This is a genomic window from Marinobacter salarius (assembly GCF_032922745.1).
GTDB lineage: Bacteria > Pseudomonadota > Gammaproteobacteria > Pseudomonadales > Oleiphilaceae > Marinobacter.
The window spans coordinates 1,536,911-1,558,683 of sequence record NZ_CP136693.1; the positions used below are offsets into that span (position 1 = coordinate 1,536,911).

The window sequence follows — 21,773 nt, forward strand, 5'->3', positions numbered from 1 at the left end:
TTCCGTCAGTTTTTCCGTTCACGGCCAACAACCAGCCAGGCCGCTACAGCCAGTAAGGCCCAGCCATGAACGGGCATGGTCTGTGCCAGGGTGGCAAGGTCATGGTCGAGGCTCAGCCAGGCCACCCCGGCCAGGGCCGCTGCGGCCAGTCCTCGTCGCCAGCGCCGGTCGGCCCGGGCCCGGTTTTCACGAATAAGCTCCAGTGTAGCGCGACTGGGGTGGTCGTTGGAGCCCGTATTGCGTAACTGCACCAGCGCGTCGTGTACCAGTTGTGGCATTTCCGGCGACTGCTCCAGCCAGGCAGGCAAATGGGACTGCAGGGATTTGATCAGGCCGGACGGGCCGATGCGTTTGCGCATCCAGGCTTCCAGGAAGGGTTGAGCAGTGCTCCACAGGTCCAGATCCGGGTAAAGCTGGCGCCCCAGACCTTCCACATTCAGCAGGGTTTTCTGCAGCAGCACCAGTTGCGGTTGCACTTCCATGTTGAAGCGCCGCGCCGTCTGGAACAGCCGTAGCAGGAAGTGGCCAAAGGAGATGTCTTTCAGTGGCTTCTCGAAAATCGGCTCGCAAACAGTGCGGATAGCGGCCTCGAATTCATTGACCCGGGTGTCCGGTGGCACCCAGCCGGACTGTATATGCAGCTCGGCGACCTGGCGGTAATCGCGGCGGAAAAACGCCAGCAAATTGCGGGCAAGATAGCTTTGGTCATCCGGTGCAAGAGTGCCAACGATGCCGAAATCGATGGCGATGTACTTGGGGTCCGCGGGGTTGCTGACATCCACGAAAATATTGCCCGGGTGCATGTCGGCGTGGAAGAAACTGTCCCGGAAAACCTGGGTGAAGAAGATCTCCACCCCTTTCTCTGCCAGCACTTTCAGATTAACGCCGGCTTCACGAAGCGCCGGAACGTCGGCAATGGGGATGCCGTGAATGCGCTCCATGACCAGAACGGACTTGCGGGTGTAGTCCCAGTCGATGGAGGGGATATAAATCAGCGATGAGTTCTCGAAATTACGGCGCAGCTGACTGGCGTTGGCGGCTTCGCGTTGCTGGTCGAGTTCGTCATGGATGGTGGAATCGTAGTCCGCCACCACTTCCACCGGGTGCAGCCGACGGCCTTCGGACCAGTAGCGTTCCAGCAGACCTGCCATCATGTACATCAATGCCAGGTCCTGGCGGATGACCCGTTCAATGTCGGGGCGGATGACCTTGACCACGACTTCCCGGCCGTCAAGAAGCGTGGCGGCATGCACCTGGGCGACGGAGGCAGAGGCCATGGGCTCGCGGGAAAACTCCGCAAACAGCTCCGACACCGGCGCACCGAGGGATTTTTCGATAATGCCCTGGGCGACGTCGCCGGGAAAAGGCGGTACCCGGTCCTGCAGGTTTTTGAGGGAAAGCGCCATGTCGTCGGGTAGCAAGTCCCGTCGCGTCGACAGGATCTGGCCGAATTTGACGAATACCGGCCCCAGCTCTTCAAACGCGAGGCGTAGGCGGTCCCCCCGGTCCAGCTTGGGTTTCGGAAACAGGTGCCAGGGGGCCAACAGGAAAAACACTTTCAGGGGGACAGGCAGTTCCGCCAGCGGTAGAAAGGTGTCCAGCCGGTAGCGGCAGAAGACCCAGGCAATGCGAAACAGGCGTTGCAGGCGCGTCACGGCGTCTCCGTTTGGTCTTGTTGTCTGGGATGCTCCAGCCGCGTGACCCTGGCTTCCAGGCGTTCGGTCTGCAGGTTCAGCCGGTCGATATCGGTAAACGTGGCTTCCAGCTCCCGGCGCCCGGGCAGGCTTCGGCTTTCTTCATGAATATATTCTTCAACATTGGCGTTCAGGGACGCAAACGCCTGTCGGCTCCAACGAACAGCCCCGCGAACGCGCTGGCCGATAAAATGCGCCGGCACATCACCAATATACCCGGCCATGGCAGCTTCCCAGTCGGGGTCGAGTTGGTCGATGGCGCGCTGGAACTGGTGCGCCAGGGCGGTATCGCCAGTCACGTGAATGCGGCCTTCGCTGAAAACTCCGTCATCGCCGGTGGCCAGGGCGGCGAACGCCATGGGGCGGCCGGACAGGATCAAAGCAGGAGCTTCCGAGGGCTGGCTGGCAACCTGAATGCGATCTCCCGCCTGTTGCAGCGTCAGCGTGAGGCCGAGCCCGTCCAGCGAAAACTGTACCGGCCCCGTGAGCGCTGACATCAGAGCCTGCTTGCCAGCGGGGTCCAGCGCCAGCGCTCGGTTGAGCGCGCTCTCAATGATAGAGGTGGCGGCAGACAGCAGGGTTGGGCCGGGAAACATCAGGGCTTGATTCCCACATGCAGGGCGACCACGCCGCCGGTCATGTTGTAGTACTTGCAATTCACCAGGCCTGCCTCTTCCATCATCGCCTTGAGCGTATCCTGGTCCGGATGCATGCGGATGGACTCGGCCAGGTATTGATAGCTGTTGGAGTCGCCAGCAATCAACTGGCCCATCAGCGGCAGCGCGTTGAATGAATACACGTCATAGGCTTTGCTGAGCAGCGGATTCTTGGGTTTGGAAAACTCCAGCACCATCACCTTGCCACCGGGTTTCAGCACCCGCGTCATATCCCGCAGGGCCTGGTCCTTGTCGGTGACGTTGCGCAGGCCAAAGGCAATGCTCACAGCGTTGAAGCTGTTGTCCGGGAAGGGGAGGTGTTCGGCATCCGCCTGCACGTATTCGATGTTGCCGGCGTAGCCACGGTCCATTAGCCGGCCCCGGCCAACCTGCAGCATGGACGCATTGATGTCGGCGAGCACAACCTTGCCGGTTGGGCCGACCAGGTCCGAGAATTTCATGGTCAGATCACCGGTGCCGCCTGCAATATCCAGCACCTGGTGCCCCTTGCGCACCCCGGAAAGCTCAATGGTGAAGCGCTTCCAGAGGCGGTGGATTCCCATGGACATGAGGTCGTTCATCAGGTCGTACTTGCCGGCCACGGAATGGAACACGTCAGCGACCTGACCCGCTTTTTGGCTTTTCGGCACGTTGCGAAAGCCAAAATGGGTGACGTCGTCTTTCGGTGTTTCCGCCTGCGGACGGTCGGTAGACGGTTGTTGCTCGCTCATGGGTATGTCCTGTCAGAATCTGAACCCCGTATTCTAACGCCTGCGGGGGTGGCTACAAGTTTAATGCCGCCTTACACTATAAATTGCGCCCGAAATCCTGGAGATATCCGTTTCATGTCAACAATTGATGTACGCCGTACTCATTCCCTCGACAAAAAGCACGCCCGCCAGGCGGCGGAAACCCTGGCTGAGGATCTGTCAAAGCAGTTTGATGTGAACTATCAGTGGGAAGGGGATCACCTCAAGTTCAAACGCAGCGGTGTAAAAGGCCAGCTGGAAATCACCGATAGCAATCTCCATGTTCATCTGGAGCTGGGCATGATGCTGCGGCCGTTCAAATCGCGGATTGAGCAGGAAATCCATTCCCAACTTGACCAGATATTGAAGGCCTGAGCTCCCCTCTTTCGTTAAAGGTCACTCGGCAGTTCAAACGGTTTCGGGTGGCCGGCCAGGATGTTCTTCATGACCCGTTTCTCCCGCGTGACCAGCCGGTCAATCAGCAGATCTACATTGTCCATTTTACGGAACGCGGAATAGCCCCGGTGCAGGAAACTGTGCAGGTCGCTGAGGTCCGCCATTTCGGCGGGTGCCCGGCTCATTGAAAGCAGCCAGCCAAGGGTACGGTTGCGCACATAGCGGTCGAGCTGGCGCCCCACTTCAGCCACCAGGGTAATCTGCCGTTCCCGCTGTTCCAGCTTCTGACTACCGCGAAAAATCTGGCAATAGGCGTCGCTGGAAAGCTCGTTGGGAAGATGGCCGTGTGAATGGCAGAGTTCGGCCAGTTCCAGGTCCAGCTGCTGGGTGATCAGGTTCAACTCCACCAGCCCGGCAAAGGTGTCCAGCAGGTTGTCCGGAAGCCACTTCACCATCTTCGGGAATACGCGGTCGATGTTGTCGTCGCGTCGGGTCATGCCGGCAGGGGCGTAGAGGTCCGTAAGCAGGAACTCCAGGCCGGTGTGGTAGCCAGGGTGTTGGTAGAGGTCCGCGTGCGTGGTCTTCAGGCGTTCCGCCTGCCAGTCCGCTATCCGGAAGGTGTGTTCCAGCAGGGGGTGGGTGGCTTTGTACTGGCGGAAGTCGTGGTAGTCCAGTAGCAGTCGCTGCAACCGGCGGGCACTGTCGGAATGGGTTGGGGTAGCGACTAGGCGCTCACGATACATGGGGGTGTGGCTCCACTGGACCTGCAATAGAAGCGCGCCAGTTTAGCGGAGCCGGAGCTTGAGTGCAGCTGTGCTAACCCTGGGCCGTTGCCGGCAGACTCTCAAATCCCGGCACCCATTCCTTGCTGTCGAGGGTGATAAAGTGGCTGGGTGCCTCGGTTTCGACAATCCGCATGGTGGTTGGGCTTTGGCGTGCACTGGCCAGCATGGCCTGTCGATCCAGGATTCGGTCCACAGCCGGTACCAGGAAGGTGCCGTAACGAACCTTGCTGTACACGCTGGTGTCTGTCCTCTCCATCCAGACCATCAGGTTCTCTATGTTGCGAACAATGGTCAGGTGGTCCTTGGTGGCGGAAAACAGCTTGCCCAGCAGCTGCTTCTTGCGTGGGTTCATTTTGCCGAAGAAGGTTTGACCATAGGCGGATGAGGGAGCGCTGTTTATCAGGCGAATCAGCCAGGGCCACATGCCGTGGCTCACCGGCTCCAGTACCGCCGTTACCAGGGCAGAAAGGCGCCCCTGGGGCAGAACGGGTGCTTCCAGCACCAATTCCACATTTTCATACAGTTCCGGCCATTGGTTGATGGCCTCAAGGATGACGGCGCCGCCACGTGAATGGCCATGCACGCGGATGTTGTCGGTACTTGGCAGGTTCGCCAGAGCCTGGTTGAGAATGCAGGCATCGTACTCGATAGTGCCGTCCAGGTGTTTGATAGGCACTTCCCAATCCGGTGTCTCGGGTGTCACACCGTTTACGGGAATATGATAGTTGCTGCAGGTCAGCAGGATCAGTTCGGTTGTCGGTGCTTCGTAGGCCTGGGTGAAGTAGCAGTGATTTTCCAGGAAGCCGTGGAGGCCAATGACGGTCTGTTCGGCCTTGCCGCTGTGGTTGCGGACCGACACGGCTCCAGTACCGACTCGGTATACCCGCCCTGAGAACATTTCAGAGTAGGCATTTTCAATCGGTTTTATCAGTTTTCGTACATGGCTCGCTTTCATGACTGCTCTCCTTCAGCGCCTGATGCCTGCCTTTTATGGGTCTTTATGGGCGCTGGTACATTCAGTTGTACCGACTTCTGCCACCGCAGGTATTGGCACTGATTACTGTTTTTACGCTCAGTCAGGGCCAATAAACGTTTGGCGAACAGGGCGTAAAGGCACGTGTAGTGCCTAATAACCATTTCATCAAGCCTTATTCCCAGTATAGGGGTGTAAGGTTGCTTCCGTGTAACTTTTTGTAATTGCGTGACGTTGGCAGCCTTATGGAGCCTTCAGTGCTTGTCTGGCACAATGCGGCGTCAACTTTCCATTTCTTGCAGCATTTATCCGGGGACAGACAGGTTTGAGTCAAAAGGAATCGCATCTGCTGTTGCCTGTGGACTCGGCCTGGCTGGCTCTTGAGCGGCCCGAAAACCCGATGACGATTACCGTTATGTTGCGGGTGGAAGGGCTCACGGAAGCCCGGTTGCTGGAATTCCTGCGTATTTACTGGCTCGCCTGGGAACGTTTCCGATATATGCCGGTTTGCCGCCCGCCCGGTTGGTGGTGGGAGGAAGACCCGGTATTTTCGCTTCACCACCATTTGGAGGTGGTGAATGGCGACTTTGATCGGGCAACCTTGCAGGACTGGGTATCAGCAAGGTTGAACCAACCGTTGCCCACGTACCGTCCGCTCTGGAAATTCTGGTTGCTTCCCGATGCCGAGGGTGGCGCTGCGCTCCTTCTGCGTATGCACCACTGCTACGCGGACGGGCTCTCTCTGCAGGGCATATTTGACCGGTTGTGCCCGCCGTCACCGCAACAGGCACCGGTGCTTTACGGCGCGGCGGAACAGGCGGACATGGGGCGCTGGGGAAGAGCCGCCAATGCCTGGCTGTGTGAGCTGACGGCCAGCGAGTGGCCGCGGGAAGAGGCGGGTCCGGGGGACGATATTCCCCGCAACGGTGGCACCGCCGGTCGCAATGCCCTGGAGCGGGCGACCTGGAAAAGTGTCAAGCTGGTCAATGAGCTCAGCCAGTTCCTGGTAGAGCCGGAAGATACGGACTCCTCCCTTAAGCGGTCGCTATTGGGACGTCGCCAGTGCCGCTGGTCGCAGCCCGTGGCGCTTGAACGTTTTCGCCGGATTGCCACGCTTACCAGCGTTACCATCAACGATGTGTTACTCAGTTGCGTGGCGTCTGCAGTCCGCAATCGGCTTGTCGCGGACGATACCGATATGGATGAGGCAGTGCTTCACGCGGCGGTGCCAGTGGATATCCGCAACCGCCTGCCGGAAGGGGTAAAGCCGGAGCCCGGGACTCTGGGTAACTATTTCGGGACGGTGTTCGTGCCGTTGCCGGTGGACGGTGAAAGTTCCCTGGAGCGGCTGTTCCGCATCAAGCATGAAACCCGCAAGCTCAAGAAAAGTTGGCAGCCCGGCCTGTCCTGGGCGCTGACAGGCAGCGCACCGCTGATTCCCGAAGCCTGGCGTCAACCTGTGGCGGATCTGTTCTACCGCAAGGCCAGTGCGGTGGTGTCGAACGTGCCTGGTACCCGTGATGAACGGTATCTGGCCGGTTGCCGCATTCTGGAGCAGATGTTCTGGGTACCCCAGGCCGGGGATATCGGGCTCGGCGTCAGCATTGTCAGTTACGCCGGCCAGGTCCAGTTCGGTGTGGTGGCCGATGAGGCGGTCATGGCCGATCCCGAGTGCTTCCTGGATGACTGCCTGCAAGAGTTGGAATGCTTTCCCCTCTGACGGGTAGTAGTCCCAAAGTTCTGTTTTCATAGCCTCCTAAAAGATCAGAAAACCTGCCCCCTTGGCGCATTTTCCACCCCCGCTGCTTCGCCGACCATTGAATTCAGGCGAAAGAATGCGCCTGAGACACGGGTAACTACCCGCTGCTCAACACCCAGATTCAATAAAAACCGGGGGAGTTTATGAACAACAACAATTTCCGAAAGTCAGGGCTGGCCATCGCGATGGTTGGTGCGATGTCGGTCAGTGCCGGCGCAAACGCGGCAATCGAAGTGTACAATGAAGACGGGACCAGCTTTTCCGTGGACGGCTATTTCAACGCCTTCTACGTTAACCGTGACGACAAGCTGAACGACACCCGCAATTCCGACGTGAAAATGGGTTTCCTGCCCAATACGATCGGTTTCAACTTCAGTAAGGAAATGGGCGATCTGACTCTGGGTGGCCGGTCTTCGTTCTGGTCCACCATCAACGACAGCCTGCAGTCACCGACGGATACTGCCATCGATGTGCGTCAGCTGTACGCCACGGTAGACGGTTCTTTCGGTCAGGTGCTGATTGGTAAGGACTTTGGTCTTTACGCCCGCTCCAACATCTTCCTGGACGAAATCCTGATGGGCTTCGGTTCTCCGGGTGCGGCAACCGGCGTTTCTTTTGGCAATATCCGCACTGGCTACCCTTATCCCAATCCCTCTGCCCAGATTACCTATCGGACCCCGGATATGGGCGGTTTGAAGGTGGCCGCTGGTATTTTTGAGCCTGCCAATACCACGCCGGGGGCGGAGTCAGAACAGTCCGCGCCGCGTTTTGAGGCAGAGGTTACCTACAGTGCGGATTTGAATGGCCTGGCGTTGACAGGCTGGGTAAATGGTCGCCATCAGAGTTCAGAGAACGCAACCACCGAAGTGGACAGTCAAGGCCTTGGTTACGGTCTTAAAGCGTCGGTTGCAGGGCTATCGCTGACGGCCTCCGGCTTCACCTCTGAGGGCGACGTGCCTGTATTGCTGACCGATGCGGCCCTGACTTCGGAAGAGGACGCCGACGGCTATTTGCTCCAGGGATCCTACATCCTTGGCGCCAATCGGCTGGTGCTGTCCTACGGCGAAACGGACTCTGACCAGGGGGATTTTGAAACAGAGAACACCTCGGTCGCGGTCTTCCATAGTGTAAACAGCAACTTCAAGCTGGTTGCCGAATACAACATGTTTGAGCAGACCACGAAGTCCTCCGGCGCGGATGCAGCAGAGTTCGACACCCTGGCGCTGGGTGCTGTGATCACGTTCTGAGTGTTTGAAGAGTGCCCCAGCACCGGCAAGGATTCCCGGCGCCGGGGCCTCGCCCTAAGACTAAAGTGCCGGTTTGCTTTCCCGCAAACCGGCAGCGCCAGCAGGCATTGATTCAGGAGGGTTTTTAATCAATGGCTTATGATCATTTTGGCGCGCCAATAAAAAGCACTGAAGTCGCATTGGCTCCGTTTTCGGATTCCGTAGAATCGAGTGAAAGCCACTCGGTTTCGGAGCGCGTATCCATGAAACCCGTTACCACGCTGCCTGCCGTTCGGGTAGCCAGCTCCCATGTTCGTGACCCGATGCTGGCCGCCACCAATCTTGCCAGCGAGCTCAACCATGAGCATCTGGGTTGTGTCCTGTTTTTCTGTTCCGCTGAATACGATCTCGGCCGTCTGGGCATTGCCCTTGAACACGTGTTTGATGGCGTGCGGGTCAGTGGTTGTACATCTGCAGGGGAAATAACACCGGATGGTTACGGCCGGGGGTGTATTACCGCCATCGGTTTCGACCGGCGTTACTTTTCCATTGAATGCGCTCTGATCAGTGAGCTTGAGCATTTCACCCTTCACGACGCTCAGGGGGTCATTGATGGCTTGCTGTCCACCTGCCGCGATGCCGGACTGGCCTCAGTCAAGGGCAACACCTTTGCTATAACCCTGCTGGATGGGCTGTCGAGCAGGGAAGAGCTTGTGCTGGCAACACTGAATGCCGCGCTCGGCACTATCCCACAGTTTGGCGGTTCCGCTGGCGACGACGAGCGCCTGGCCAACACCCACGTGTTTTTCGAGGGCCGGTTTCACACCGGGGCCGCCACTGTGATGCTGGTTAATACGCCGTTGGACTTCCGTGTGTTTTCCACGCACCACATGCAAGCCCGCGAAGAAAAGCTGGTGGTTACTCACGCGGATGCGAAGAGCCGAACCGTCTATGAGTTGAACTCGGAACCGGCAGCAGAAGCCTACGCCCGCGCAGTGGGCGTAGCGGTGGAAGAGCTTGACCGCAAGGTGTTCGCACTGCGACCGATGGGCGTGCGGATCGGAGGGCACTATTTCGTGCGCTCGGTGCAACGGGTGAATGCCGACGGGAGCCTGACGTTCTACTGCGCGGTGGAAACCGGCATTGTGATGACCGCCATGGAGCCTGGCTCACTTCTTGAGAGCGTGCGCACGCAAATTGAAGCCTCCGAGCGGGTCGTGGGGCCGCCACTGGTGACCATAGGCTGCGACTGCTTTCTTCGTCGTCTGGAAGCAGAGTTCACCGGCGTGGTGGATGAAGTGTCAGATTTCCTTCGTCATCACAAGGTCATTGGCTTCAATACCTATGGTGAGCAGTTCGACGGTATGCATATCAATCAGACGTTTACGGGGGTGGTGATTGGTCAGCCCGATGCCGGTTACAGTCACAACTGAGGCTGATCCCGAAGACCACAGGGATCAGCGGATTGCCGAGCTGGAGGCGGAGAACGAACGCCTCCGAAAGATAAGGGACGCTCTTATTGTTCGGGTGGAATCCGGCTCGGCCCACAAACCCGAACCCTATGCGGCCTTTGAACATTCTGTGGTTCTGGCGGAACAGGTGCGGGAGCGTACGGAAGCGCTCAACCAGACCATGGATGAGCTCAAGCACAGCAACAAGGCCCTGAACAGGGCCCGTGAAGAGGCTGAGACCACACGCCAGCGCCTGGCGGACGCTATTGAAAGCATTGCTGACGGTTTTGTGCTTTTTGACAATCAGCACCGCCTTATCCAGTGCAACAGCCGGTTCCGCAGTTACTGGGCCTATTCTCACCTGGACGTTCCTCCCCCTGGCACATCAATCGCAGATGTAAAAGCTATGGCGATTAATTCCGGGCTGGTGGTCGAGGAGCATGTGAATGAGTCCTCCGAAGGGGCGGTGTTCCTGCTGTCCAATGGCCGTTGGGTACAGATGACGGAAAGGAGTACTCGCGAAGGCGGACTGGTTGTTCTTTACTCTGACATCACCGACGTCAAGAACAGTGAAATGGCTCGTCGAATCAAGGCGCTTGAAGAGAGCGAGCGCTGGATCCGCGTGGTGACGGACCATGTGCCCGCACTGATCGCCTACGTGGGCGCGAACATGACTGTGCAGTTCTGCAACAAGGTTTATGAAGCCTGGTATGGCCGCAATGGCGAGTCTCCACTTGGTAAACACCTGGAGAACATTCACCAGCCTGAGCTTTACCAGCGGCTCATGCCTCATATGCAGGCTGTGCTCAGAGGTAATAGCGTTAACTTCGAATTCGAGGAAACCAACGACACCGGAGAGACCCGCTACATGCTTCGCGCCTACGTGCCCAACGTGGACGAGCACGGGGAGGTCATCGGGTTCTTCGTGCTGATCCGGGACATTACCGACCGCCGCAAGACGGCGCTTGCGCTGGAGCAAGCGTACGATAATCTGGAGCGGCGGGTGAAAGAACGTACCGCAGCTCTTACCGGCCTCAACAGTCAGTTGCGACAGGAAATCAGTGAGCGGGCGGAGGTGGAAGCCCGGCTGCGTGACGCCAAGATGGACGCCGAGCGCGCCAACTTGTCGAAAACCAAATTCCTGGCGGCAGTCAGTCATGATTTGCTGCAGCCACTGAATGCTGCCCGCCTGTTCACAAGTGCTTTGTTGGAGCACTCCTTCGGGCCAAAAGCAGAGGGACTGGTGCGCTCAGTAAGCACCTCCCTGGACGATGTGGAAAACCTGCTGGGCACCCTGGTGGATATTTCCAAGCTGGATGCTGGCGTGATCAAGCCGGACATCATGGCTTTCGACTTGCGGGACCTGCTCAACAACATCGCCCGTGAATTTCGCCAGATGGCGCTGGCGGAGGGGCTGACGCTCGACTTCGTGCCATCGTCGGCAATCGTGGAGTCAGACTCCCAGCTATTGGCGCGGATTCTGCGCAACTTTCTCTCCAATGCCATTCGCTATACCGGCACCGGGCGCATCCTGCTGGGGTGCCGCCGGCATCGGGACCACATGTTGCTGCAGGTGTGGGACACCGGCCCCGGTATTCCAGAGGACAAGCTGACCGAGATTTTCCAGGAGTTCAAACGCATTCGCCCAGCTGGTTCGCAGCCTGACAAGGGCCTTGGGCTGGGGTTGGCGATCGTCGACAAGATTTCCCGCATGCTGGGCCACGAGGTGACGGTATCCTCGATAGAGGGTAAAGGCTCGGTGTTCAGTGTAAAAGTGCCGGTCGGGCGGTTGTTGCCCAAACAGCCGACAACGGATGACGACCGCGCGGTGTCGAACCACGGTGGCCTGGGTGGCGCCAGGATCTGGGTGATCGACAACGACCACGCTATTTGCCAGGGTATGCAGACGCTGCTTGAAGGGTGGGACTGCCAAGTGGTTTCCGCAGTTTCCCTGGAAGATCTTGAGCGGCAGCTGGATCCGGCCAATAGCCCCGTGGACCTTATCCTGGCGGATTATCACCTGGACAACGACGAAAATGGGGTAGATGTGGTGGCCGAGATCAATGGCCGCCGCCATTGCCCGGCGCCGGTGGTCATGATTACCGCCAATTACTCCAACGAGTTGAAGCAGCACATCCGCGAGTTGGGCCACGTGTTGATGAACAAGCCTGTGAAGCCGTTGAAGTTGCGCAGTGCGCTGAATCACCTTTTGAGAGGGTGATCTCCTACCGCTTCAAATACTGACTGAAATCCACGTCGCTGGCCGACAGAATCGCCTGCACCCGGTTGTGAACCCCCAGCTTACGAAGAATCGCCGAGACGTGGGCTTTTACCGTGGTCTCTGCAATGTTCAGGTTGTACGCAATCTGCTTATTGGATTCCCCTTTGGACATACGCTCCAGTACCAACAACTGGCGGCGGGTCAGGGAGTTCAGCAGCTCTGGTGAAATCGGGTTGTCCTCATGACGGCTGCGGCGATGGGTGCTTTCCTTGCCGGTACGGATAATGTCGGAAGGCAAATAGACATTGCCGTTGAGGATCTGCTGAATGGCGTCCGTCATCTGGGCGCGGGGAGAAGATTTGGTAATGAAACCGCAGGCGCCGTAGGTAATGGCCTGCAATACCACCTGCTTGTCTTCCTCCGCCGATACAATGACCACGGGAATGGTCGGTGCTTCATTCCGCAGGGTGATAAGGCCGTTCAAGCCATGCATTCCCGGCATGTTCAAATCCAGCAGGATCAGATCCAGATCATCGTTTTCGCGGGTAATGTCCAGGGCGCTATCGAGGTCGGCAGTTTCAATGATCGTACTACCGTCAAAACCGGTCGATATCACGCTGCTGATGGCCTCACGAAACAGCGGGTGGTCGTCGGCGATCAATATTTTGTAGGTTGGCTCCATCACTGGTTCCACCGGTTTGTTGTCGTTATCAGGGACGGTTTTCGAGACATCATAGCGCTTTTCGGGAGAGAGTGTGGCATCGGGCTCATTCAGCATGGCGGCCTCCTGGGACAGGGGATCTCCCGAGTGGGGTGTGATCCTCTGGTTATTATTGTGATGATTGCATTACACGCTATCCTCGCCTTGGGTTGAATGCGACCATCGCACCAAAAAACAGGCACCAAAGTACTATTCTTGCCGGCTGGCGGGCTTCGTATCGTGGAGGCATGAGCCAACAAACCCTGACACCACCCAATCTTGCACGCCGCTCTGCCATTACCCGACCGGTGTGGATGCTGGTCGCCCTAGTGGTGTTCAGTCTGATGCTACCGGGCGTGGCCCGTGCCAGCGATAAAACCTCTGTTCCTGCCTTGTCTGTCAGTGTATTGCAGTTTGGTACGGCCCACTGGGAGTTGGACCATATCCTTCACCGGGGGCTGGACCGGAAGAACGGCTACCAGTTGGATCTCACTCTGGTGGCCAACCTGCCAGCGTCTCGCCTGGCGGTCACCAGCGGTTCCGTCAACGGCGCCGTAGCGGATCTGCTCTGGGCCCAGGCCCGTTTTGAGGATGGGGCCCCTTATTTCTATGTCCCGTTCTCATCCCAGATTGGCGATATCGTGGTGGCGGAAAGCTCCGGTATACGCGCTGTGGCAGACTTGGCCGGCAAGCGCATCGGCGTTGCCGGCGGGCCGGACAGCAAGGGCTGGATACTCCTGGAAAAGGTTGCCTACCAGCAAGGCATCGATCTGGCGGAGTCCGCTGACGTGCAGTTTGCCGCACCACCGTTGCTGAGCCAGGCCCTGAGGCGGGGCCAGATGGATGTGATCGTTACCTACTGGCATTTTGCGGCACGCCTGAGAGGTGAGGGCGGCTGGCGCTCGGCGTTCAGAATGTCGGATCTTCTGGCTGCCCTCGACCTGGATCGGAATCTGCCGGTTCTGGGGTATGTTTTTCCAGCTGATTGGGCGGAAGGCCACCGCGCATTGATAGACCGTTTTGCCACCTCTTTGCGTCAGGCAAAAGCGGAGCTGGCAGAGAGCGAGATGCCCTGGCAGCGACTACGGCCACTTATGGGAAACCCGGGCGACGGTGTGTTCCAAGCGCTGCGGGAAGGTTTCGTGGCAGGCACACCAGCACCACTAACGGATCGGCGCATTGCCGACCTGCATCGGCTGCTTGCGCTCACCGGAGCCACCCCGGACAACCTGATGCCCGCCTACCTGTTCCAACTGAGGCAGCCGTGAGCGCTTTCTCCGGCCGCCCTCCGGCCTGGAGTTACTGGGTGATACTGCCCACTTTTGTCCTGATTTGGGCGGTGCTGGCCTGGGTGTTCCAATCACCGTTGCTGCCGACGCCCCTCAACGTTCTCGATACCCTGATTCAGGAGGCTGAATCAGGTGCGCTCTGGCATCATCTGGGCGCCACCCTCGGGCGTGTGGTAGTGGCTTTTGCGCTGGCCATGCTACTCGGCACCGGGATTGGCGTCGTGATGGGGCGCTCCCAAATCACCAATGCCCTGTTCGATCCACTGCTGATCCTGCTTCTCAACCTGCCCGCTCTGGTGACCATTATCCTGATGTACGTCTGGTTTGGGTTGGTAGAGGTGGCGGCCGTCATGGCAGTGGTGATCAACAAGGTCCCCAATGTGGCGGTGACGGTTCGGGAGGGCGCCCGCAGCCTGGACTACCGCCTAGAGGAAATGGCCACCGTCTACGAGTTCACTCGTTGGCAACGGTTCCGCGATGTCTGGATGCCACAACTGTTTCCCTACCTGATGGCGGCCACTCGCGGTGGTTTGGCGCTGATCTGGAAAATCGTGCTGGTGGTTGAGCTACTTGGCCGCTCCAGCGGTGTTGGCTTCCAGTTGCACATGGCTTTTCAGGTGTTCGATGTGGCAGCCATCCTCGCATACAGCCTGGCCTTTATCGCCGTTGTGCAACTCATTGAACTGGCCATCCTGCAGCCCCTTGAGCGCAGATCCAACCACTGGCGTCAGCCGGAGGCCGCTCATGCTTGAGCTGCGGATCGCTGGGCGTAGTTTCGGAAAGCCCGTGCTGGGTGAAGTCTTCGCCACCATTGAGCGGGGTGATCGTATCTGCCTGTTGGGGCCATCCGGCATCGGTAAAACCACCTTGTTGAACGCCATTGCCGGGCTCGACAAAACGCTCCCGTCGGGTGCGATTATAGGCAGCAACAAACTCCGGGTTGGTTACCTGTTCCAGGAGCACCGATTACTGCCCTGGCGGACCCTGGATGCCAACCTCCGGCTGGTGGGTGCAGGCGAGGAGCAGGCTGAAGATTCCCTTCGCCAGGTTGGCCTTGCCGGATACGGGCATTACCTGCCGGATCAACTCTCCCTTGGTATGGCGCGACGGGCAGCCCTCGCACGTTGCCTGGTTGTTAAGCCGGACCTGTTGTTGCTGGATGAACCCTTTGCGTCGCTGGATCCGGTGATGGCCGGTGAGCTTAAAGCGCTGATCTCCGGAATTATGGATGCCAGCCCTGGGATGGCCATGATTTGTGTGACACACAATGGTGACGATGCCGGGGTTCTGGCGAATCGCCTGTGGTATCTGGATGGTAAACCGGCGCAACTGCGTTGGGATGAAACGGTTGGTGAGCCTCGCCTGATCAACGAACTTCTTGGCAAGCTACGATATTCCGAGGGACTTGACCTGGTTTGATGACAGAAACGTGACACTCGAATTGTTGCCTTCGTGAAACATCGGCTAACATGGAGGGCTTGTCTTTTACCGTCAACAAGGAGTGCTGACGATGGGCTTTATGGAGCTGGTCCCGGTATGGGACCTGAAGGCCTACCACCTTCCCCGCATCGAATCCCCCTTTATCGCCGCCAGTATGGTTGGGCGCCTCATCCAGAACGATGGCAGTGTCCGCGCACGCATGGAGTCGATATTCGGGCCGCAAACCCGTGACCTTCATGACCTGATCGAAACCGTCTGCCAGGCTGTCAGCGAGGGCAGGCTGATGCTTGTCTGCAAAGGGTCTGGCTGGCCTATTTCTCCCATGGTGACCTGGCAACGGGATGATAGCCTGCCCGCCGGAGGACGCTGGCGGATGAGCGGCAGCGGTCAGAGCAGGAAGCGCAAGGCAGCACAACGGACCATCGCCTGAGTTTGCCGCTAGGCGCAGCAGCCACCGTGGCCCCGCTGAATGCTGCAACTGAGGATACCCAAACCGATTCGTCCGAGGTGACCTCCCCCAAAGTACACCTGGAAGTTGGGATATTCACCGACGGCACCATGAACAACGCTGCCAATGTTCGGTCTTTTGCCGAGCAGCTGGAGCAGGACTGCCTGGCACCCTACGAAAATGACGAAATTGGTCGGGAGGAGTGTGAGTGGCGCCTGTCGATGTTGATGGGCGGCAGTTATGCGAATGCAGTTACCAATGTGGCGAAGCTGCGAGATCTGTACATGGAAGGCGAGGTGGAGTCCGACGAAAAGATAATCTACCAGCGACAGGTCTACGCCCCAGGCGCGGGTACAAAAACCGGAGATAGCGATAAATGGTATGGCGCAGCCACAGGTATGGGGGAGGCGGGAGTCATCCAGCAGGTTAACTATGCCTTTTCTGAGCTTATTTTTCTGGTGCAAGAGGACATGCAAGGTCAGGTTATTGACAAGTTGACTGTTGATCTTTTCGGCTTCAGTCGAGGAGCTGCGGCGGCACGCCATGCGGCCCACGAGATCAACCAGGGAGAGGATGGTCTGCTGGGCAGGTTATTTGCGGAGAACGGTATCCTCTGGCCAGCGCAGGTGGAGATCCGCTTCGTGGGATTATTCGACTCTGTCGCCGCCATCCTAAACCCGGCGTCTGGTGACCTGTTTGCTCACAACGACCGAAACCACCCCGTTAAGCTCTATCTGGAGCCGGGTAAGGTTGGCCACGTGGCGCATCTAACCGCGGCCCATGAGCACCGTGAAAACTTTGCGCTTAACAGTGTAAGAAGCCAAGACGGCTCCCTCCCAGCCAACTTTCGAGAGATCACCCTGCCGGGTGTCCATTCCGATATTGGCGGTGGGTATGGCGACAGCCAGAGGGAGGAAGTGCTACTAAGCCCTATGCTGGAAGTGCCTCGGAGTCGAATGCGGTGGCCGGAGAAAACTGCACAATGGGATAACCTCGATGCCCAGCGGCAGCAGGTAGCGGCCCAGGGCTGGATCGGTCCCTATAATCTGCAGGTACGGCAGTCCGATCAGTTGCAGGCATGGCCGAAGGATCTGGGTTCTGAAGGTCCCGCACAACTGGATATTGTTACCCAGCGCTATGATCATCCTGTACCGGATGGCCGGATAGAGCTGGTGTTGCGGATGCTGCGACAGGTTCGTGGAGAGTATTCTCGAGTGGCTATGATGTTGATGCATCATATGGCCACGAACAACAACGTACCGCTAAGAGACGTTGACACGAGGAAAGCTGGCAATAGCATGCCCGAAGAACTGGAACCGATATATTCGCAAATCCGGGAGCAGGTGTCCGAAGGCAATGATGCGCCCTCTCTAGGCGCCAAAGACCTGGACCTATTGCTCCAGCGCTATATTCATCACTCGGCAAACTACAACAGCATTGAGGCCCAGATAGCGGAATGGCCCGCAAAGTTAGGCGTGGTGTTTCCTCATGCGCCCGCGTCTTCCGGGGAGCGCCTCGTATATCCTCAGAAGGAGGGGGAATGATGATTCGCAGAGTATTGGCTATTGCTGTTTTAGCGCTACTTGCCAGCGGGTGCGCTACCTCCCCAAAGGAGGAAATCCCCTGGGGCATAAAAATAGTAGCCCCTGAGCACTATGATATTTGGGGTATAAACATGTTCCTTGAGAAGACCGGGGAGCGGAGCTGGCGTGCACCTGTCGGTTACGTAAGTTGTTGCTGGAAAGGTCCGCGCGGCCCTAGTGGCTCGCGCCACAGGCTTGACCCTTTTCCCGAATTGATCCTCATTCACTGGTTTTCGTTCGCTGAGCAGAAGTACTACGCCAAAGTGATTAAGGTGCCGCCGGACTTGCAAGATCGTATGCGGGAGCCGGCGACCTACAAAACTCAGGTGGACGTGCGGTCGGGACCGCGTCACACCATGGCTGTTGGGCTGGCTCCCGGCGGCACCGTGGTGGTCTGGATCATGAACCAGATCGGGAACGAGGTCGAGGTGATGCGCATGCAGGCCTCAGAGGGGCCAGGTGACCCGGAAGATTTTGAGGTGGGAACCCGAAACTACCTGGAAAAGCACGGTGACTACCTTGAAGAACACGGCATACCACTGGAAGGTTGGTAGGTAGCCGCAAAGTGATTGCGTTTACCAGGCCTGCCGAGTGGTCTTCACTCAGGCAGGCCCGGTGCCTAGTATCTTCGTCCGTTGAGGCCGGAACCCGGCCGTGGCCAGCAGAGCCAGAACGACCGTTACACCGGCAGTAATGCCAAAGGCGATGGGATTCCATTCCAGGTACAACGAAAACCGAATTGCCTCCACTGCATGAGTGAACGGATTGAACTGGCAGATCCAGTACAGCCAGGGACTGGCTTCGTTCATTTTCCACAGCGGGTACAGCGCCGAGGACATAAAGAACATCGGGAAAATGACAAAGTTCATTACCCCCGCGAAGTTCTCCAGCTGCTTGATCCAGGTGGCAATCAGCAAACCCAGCGCTCCCAGCATCAGACTGGTCAGGATCAGCGCTGGCAATACCGCCAGATACCCCCACAGAGGCGGCTCAACGTCCACCAAAAGGGCCAGCAGCAGGAACACATACACCTGCCCAACCGACACCACCCCCATCGCCAGCAACTTGGTCACCAGCAGGAACGGGCGGGGCAGCGGGCTCATCAGCAACACCCGCATGCTGCCCAGTTCCCGGTCGTACACCATGGACAGGGCACCCTGCATGCTGTTGAACAGGATGATCATCCCGCACAGGCCGGGGGCGATGTAGGTCTCGTAGGTAATGTAGGTCTCGTAGGGCGGAATAATGGAAATGCCCAGCACGGCCCGGAAGCCGGCGGCGAACACCACCAGCCATAGAAGCGGCCGAACCAGGGCGCTGGCGAAACGGGTGCGTTGCTGCCAGAAACGCAACCATTCCCGGGTCTGGATGCCAACAAAACAGTGCCAGTAGTGAGCGGCTTTCATGGTTATCCGGCTCCGGTCAGTGTATGGAAGGTTTCCGCCAGGTCGCGGGTGCCTTCGGCCACACAGATATCCTGGGCGGAGCCGTCGGCCAGCAGTTGGCCCTGGTGCAGGATCAGCACCCGGTCCTCCTGATGCACCTCCTCAATCAGATGAGTTGCCCACAGAACGGTGAGGCCCGCCTCGTCACACAGAACGCGCACATGCTCGTTGAGCGCTTTTCGGCTCGCCACGTCCAGGCCAACCGTGGGTTCATCCAGCAGTAGCAGGGAGGGCTCGTGAAGTAACGCCCGGGCAATCTCTACGCGCCGGCGGTGGCCACCGTTGAGTTTTCGGACAGGGTCGTTCGCACGCTCCAACAGCTCAAACCGTTCCAGTTCCCGGTCGCCCCGAACCCTGGCTTCCCTGCGCGATAAGCCGTGCAGTGCTGCGTGATACTGCAGGTTCTGGCGCACCGTCAGATCCAGGTCGAGAGCATTCTGCTGAAACACCACGCCAATCTGGTGCATGGCTTCAGACGGCTGCCTTTTCAATGATTGCCCGGCCAGCAGGAGCTCTCCCTGCTGAATCGCCAACAGGCGGGTCAGCAACCCGAACAGCGTCGACTTGCCGGCGCCATTCGGTCCGAGCAGGGCATGAAAACGGCCAGAGGTCAGTGCAAAGCTGACCTCCTTGAGCACGGGTGTGTCGCCGTAGCGAAAGCCGAGGTTCCTGGCTTCAATGGTCATGCTGGTGTTATGACGTTGGATCGATGACCACGCCCCAGGGGTAGCGGCCGACCTTGATGGATTTGATGACCTTCAGGTCCTCCACATCGATGACCGAGATATCGCCGGATACACCGTTGGTGGTGTACAAGTACTTCTGGTCCTTGTCGAGATCCAGTTGCCAGACGCGGCTGCCAACTAGCAAATAATCCAGCACTTCATAAGTCTGGGCATCCACCACGGCCACGTGATTGGACGGGCCGAGGGCCACGAAGGCGTACTTGCCGTCGTCCGTCAGTTCGATACCCACAGGTTGCACACGGTCCTGGTTAACGCCGGGGACTTTGAAAGACATCTCATGGATCTGCTCCAGGTTGTCCACGTCGATGATGTGTACGGTGCCGCCGATCTCGGCGGAGGCCCAGGCAACCTTGCTGTCTTTGGTGAATTCCACGTGTCGGGGGCGTTGTCCAACCACGATGTTCTTCTCGATCTCGAACGTCTCGGTGTTGATCCAGTGCAGCATACTGGTGGTTTCACTGGTGTTGACCGCCCATTTGCCGTCCGGGCTGACCGCCATGCCTTCCGGCTCAATGCCCACGTCGATCTGGGCGAGTACGTCCTTGTTGGTGACATCCACCACCGTCACGATGGCGTCGTCCTCGTTGGCGATATAAAGATGCTTGTTGTTCGGGTGGAGTGAGAACTGCTCGGGGTCTTCGCCAGAAGGCAGGGTGTCGACGATCTTGCGGGTGGCCAGGTCCAGCACCTGCACGGTGTCGTCATCACTGGCACAGATATAGAGCTTGGTGTAGTCCTTGGACAGAAGGATGCCTCGGGGGCGAGCGCCGACCTCAATGGTATCGACCACTTCCATGGACTCGGTATCGATCACCGACAGCGTGTTGTCCTTTTCGTTGGAGACGTATGCGAGGCTGGCCAGTGCCGGTGTCGACAGGCCGATCATGGCGGCCAGGGCGGTGTGTTTGAACAGGGATGTCATGGTGTAACTCCTTCTTGTTGTATGGGGCCGCCGCCAATGCGGTCAGCCGTTGATACGGCACTTGCTCTCTGGCTTGTCGAAACCGAGCGTATCCATCTCTGTCTTTGGATGTAGGAAGCCCTCGAACGGTGCCCGGGCAACCAGGCCCCTCGGATGAACCAGGGGAATCGGTTGCCGGAGTTGGCCGTTCCAGTCGCGATAGGTGAGCTTGCGGCCCTTGAACGCGGCAAGCTGGAATTGATCGCTGAACAGGAAGCGTCGAATGTCCGTTGGGTCAGCGCTGCCGAGGTCGGTCACCGCGGTGCCGATGGATCGAATGGCGGCCCAGGCGGCGTAGTCTTCGCCGTTCATGTCACGGCCGGCCAGGTCACGGAAACGGTTCTGTAGCTGTGCGGCGCCCCAGCTCTCAACGACCCGATGCCAGGTGACTGGTGCCATGCCCTGAGTGCCCACCACCGGTCGCGGCAGCCAGGTGTTGAAGGGCACGTACTCGCCAAAATCGCCGCGCACGTCGGCCACCACCACCGCGTCGTAATCGCTGGCCTGGGTGAACAGCGGCAGCTCTTTGGAGGCGGTTCGGCGCAGGTCGGCGTCAAAGGTCCAGGGCTTGTCTTCGACAATCTCCAGCCCGAAGCGCTTGGCGGAACGGCGGAAGGCATCGGCCCAGCCCTTGTCGGCTTCAGTCGGCCCGGTAATCAAAAACACCTCATCCCAGCGTCGCTGATTCAGCCACTGGCCGAGGGCGTCAGTGAGCATCGAATAGCTGGGCATGGTGTGCAGCAGATTGACGTGGCACTGGCCGGTGCGCAGGGCATCGTCTTTGGCGCCAGCGTTGAAGATCAGGGTGTTATCACCGGCGTTTTCGGTAAGGGTTTTCAGGGTCGACGCCGGCGCATTCACCACGAACAGTTCCAGGCCGCTCTCGCGCATTGAATCAAAGGCCGCGATGGCCGCTTCTTCGGAATCAGCAACGGTGTTCTGGAGTGAGTAGGTCTGGCCCAGAAACTTGCCGGTGGTGCTGTTGTCGTTGATGGCCAGTTCGGCGCCTCGCAGGCCGGCGTCCTCAGGTTCCGGAATGACATTGGAAAGCACCGGCCCCTGATCCGGAACCCACTGGAGATAGCCAATCCGCACATCCAGGGTCTCAGCCTGAAGTGGGCTTGCTGCCGCTAGTGTGATCAGTGAAGTGGCCGCAGTCCGGGACAGAAAAGACATGGGATTCTCCGGTTTGTTGTTGTGCTTCCAGCTTAGAGAAGGGAAAAAGTCCCGGAAATATTCAGAAAGTAGGAA

General features: G+C 58.4%; 21 protein-coding genes. 11 read left to right on the top strand and 10 right to left on the bottom strand.

The genetic code is table 11. The features are described from left to right. Positions 1-5: 5 nt before the first annotated feature. From ubiB to ubiE, 3 genes are read right to left on the bottom strand one after another with little or no spacing between them, the layout of a single operon-like run. Positions 6-1,655 carry a ubiquinone biosynthesis regulatory protein kinase UbiB gene (ubiB, locus tag R1T46_RS07070; protein WP_036210479.1) on the bottom strand — a complete coding sequence of 550 codons (1,650 nt, stop codon included), beginning with the start codon at positions 1,653-1,655 and terminating at the stop codon, positions 6-8. Continuing rightward, positions 1,652-2,290, bottom strand: coding sequence for an SCP2 domain-containing protein (locus R1T46_RS07075; protein WP_041335193.1), 639 nt, complete (start codon positions 2,288-2,290; stop codon positions 1,652-1,654). Before R1T46_RS07075 ends, ubiB begins: the two co-directional genes overlap by 4 nt. After that, positions 2,290-3,081 carry a bifunctional demethylmenaquinone methyltransferase/2-methoxy-6-polyprenyl-1,4-benzoquinol methylase UbiE gene (gene ubiE / locus R1T46_RS07080; protein ID WP_036210474.1) on the bottom strand — a complete coding sequence of 264 codons (792 nt, stop codon included), beginning with the start codon at positions 3,079-3,081 and terminating at the stop codon, positions 2,290-2,292. The genes R1T46_RS07075 and ubiE overlap by 1 nt, the downstream gene beginning before the upstream one ends. 114 nt (positions 3,082-3,195) lie before the next feature. On the opposite strand from ubiE, the gene R1T46_RS07085 reads away from it, so the two are divergent. Beyond that, on the top strand, positions 3,196-3,474 hold the full coding sequence (locus R1T46_RS07085) for a polyhydroxyalkanoic acid system family protein (RefSeq protein ID WP_317307826.1): 279 nt from the start codon (positions 3,196-3,198) through the stop codon (positions 3,472-3,474). A 14-nt stretch (positions 3,475-3,488) separates the two neighbouring features. Here the strand turns inward: R1T46_RS07085 and R1T46_RS07090 are convergent, their stop codons facing one another. Both R1T46_RS07090 and R1T46_RS07095 read right to left on the bottom strand, forming a co-directional pair. Then, a complete protein-coding gene (locus R1T46_RS07090) occupies positions 3,489-4,238 on the bottom strand; it encodes an FFLEELY motif protein (RefSeq protein WP_317307827.1) in 750 nt (249 codons plus the stop codon). Between the two features lie 73 nt (positions 4,239-4,311). After that, complete coding sequence (locus R1T46_RS07095; RefSeq protein ID WP_317307828.1) at positions 4,312-5,235, bottom strand: alpha/beta hydrolase; 924 nt, start codon at positions 5,233-5,235, stop codon at positions 4,312-4,314. 343 nt (positions 5,236-5,578) lie between these two features. On the opposite strand from R1T46_RS07095, the gene R1T46_RS07100 reads away from it, so the two are divergent. The 4 genes from R1T46_RS07100 (at position 5,579) to R1T46_RS07115 (ending at position 11,910) form a co-directional block, all read left to right on the top strand. Continuing rightward, on the top strand, positions 5,579-6,973 hold the full coding sequence (locus R1T46_RS07100) for a WS/DGAT domain-containing protein (protein WP_317307829.1): 1,395 nt from the start codon (positions 5,579-5,581) through the stop codon (positions 6,971-6,973). Between the two features lie 182 nt (positions 6,974-7,155). Beyond that, entirely contained in the window at positions 7,156-8,259 is a 1,104-nt protein-coding gene (locus R1T46_RS07105) for a porin (protein WP_036210457.1), read from the top strand. Positions 8,260-8,501: 242 nt separating this feature from the next. Further along, complete coding sequence (nosP, locus tag R1T46_RS07110) at positions 8,502-9,671, top strand: nitric oxide-sensing protein NosP (protein ID WP_407070150.1); 1,170 nt, start codon at positions 8,502-8,504, stop codon at positions 9,669-9,671. After that, the gene (locus tag R1T46_RS07115) at positions 9,649-11,910 is read left to right on the top strand and encodes a NahK/ErcS family hybrid sensor histidine kinase/response regulator (protein WP_317307830.1); all 2,262 of its coding nucleotides are present in this window, start codon (positions 9,649-9,651) and stop codon (positions 11,908-11,910) included. Before nosP ends, R1T46_RS07115 begins: the two co-directional genes overlap by 23 nt. A gap of 4 nt (positions 11,911-11,914) precedes the next feature. Here R1T46_RS07115 and R1T46_RS07120 read toward each other — a convergent pair whose 3' ends face one another. Then, positions 11,915-12,592 carry a response regulator gene (locus R1T46_RS07120; protein WP_036211852.1) on the bottom strand — a complete coding sequence of 226 codons (678 nt, stop codon included), beginning with the start codon at positions 12,590-12,592 and terminating at the stop codon, positions 11,915-11,917. Between the two features lie 266 nt (positions 12,593-12,858). On the opposite strand from R1T46_RS07120, the gene R1T46_RS07125 reads away from it, so the two are divergent. From R1T46_RS07125 to R1T46_RS07150, 6 genes are all read left to right on the top strand, one after another. Further along, positions 12,859-13,878, top strand: a complete 1,020-nt coding sequence (locus tag R1T46_RS07125; RefSeq protein ID WP_317307831.1) for an ABC transporter substrate-binding protein — start codon at positions 12,859-12,861, stop codon at positions 13,876-13,878. Between the two features lie 38 nt (positions 13,879-13,916). Next, positions 13,917-14,651: an ABC transporter permease gene (locus R1T46_RS07130; RefSeq protein WP_317307832.1), complete on the top strand. Its 735-nt coding sequence runs from the start codon at positions 13,917-13,919 to the stop codon at positions 14,649-14,651. Then, positions 14,644-15,318 carry an ABC transporter ATP-binding protein gene (locus tag R1T46_RS07135; RefSeq protein WP_317307833.1) on the top strand — a complete coding sequence of 225 codons (675 nt, stop codon included), beginning with the start codon at positions 14,644-14,646 and terminating at the stop codon, positions 15,316-15,318. The genes R1T46_RS07130 and R1T46_RS07135 overlap by 8 nt, the downstream gene beginning before the upstream one ends. Positions 15,319-15,409: 91 nt before the next feature. Then, a complete protein-coding gene (locus R1T46_RS07140; protein ID WP_317307834.1) occupies positions 15,410-15,769 on the top strand; it encodes a hypothetical protein in 360 nt (119 codons plus the stop codon). A gap of 26 nt (positions 15,770-15,795) precedes the next feature. Further along, positions 15,796-17,331, top strand: a complete 1,536-nt coding sequence (locus R1T46_RS07145) for a DUF2235 domain-containing protein (protein ID WP_317307835.1) — start codon at positions 15,796-15,798, stop codon at positions 17,329-17,331. Continuing rightward, on the top strand, positions 17,331-17,924 hold the full coding sequence (locus R1T46_RS07150) for a DUF2931 family protein (RefSeq protein ID WP_317308277.1): 594 nt from the start codon (positions 17,331-17,333) through the stop codon (positions 17,922-17,924). Before R1T46_RS07145 ends, R1T46_RS07150 begins: the two co-directional genes overlap by 1 nt. A gap of 48 nt (positions 17,925-17,972) precedes the next feature. On the opposite strand, the gene R1T46_RS07155 is transcribed toward R1T46_RS07150, so the two are convergent. From R1T46_RS07155 to R1T46_RS07170, 4 genes are read right to left on the bottom strand one after another with little or no spacing between them, the layout of a single operon-like run. Then, positions 17,973-18,776 (bottom strand): ABC transporter permease, encoded by an 804-nt coding sequence (locus R1T46_RS07155; protein ID WP_317307836.1) that lies wholly within the window; start codon positions 18,774-18,776, stop codon positions 17,973-17,975. A gap of 2 nt (positions 18,777-18,778) precedes the next feature. Beyond that, positions 18,779-19,501, bottom strand: a complete 723-nt coding sequence (locus R1T46_RS07160; RefSeq protein ID WP_317307837.1) for an ATP-binding cassette domain-containing protein — start codon at positions 19,499-19,501, stop codon at positions 18,779-18,781. 7 nt (positions 19,502-19,508) lie between these two features. Beyond that, positions 19,509-20,483, bottom strand: coding sequence for a YVTN family beta-propeller repeat protein (locus R1T46_RS07165; protein WP_317307838.1), 975 nt, complete (start codon positions 20,481-20,483; stop codon positions 19,509-19,511). A 42-nt stretch (positions 20,484-20,525) separates the two neighbouring features. Further along, positions 20,526-21,698 carry an ABC transporter substrate-binding protein gene (locus R1T46_RS07170; protein ID WP_317307839.1) on the bottom strand — a complete coding sequence of 391 codons (1,173 nt, stop codon included), beginning with the start codon at positions 21,696-21,698 and terminating at the stop codon, positions 20,526-20,528. Positions 21,699-21,773 lie beyond the last annotated feature (75 nt).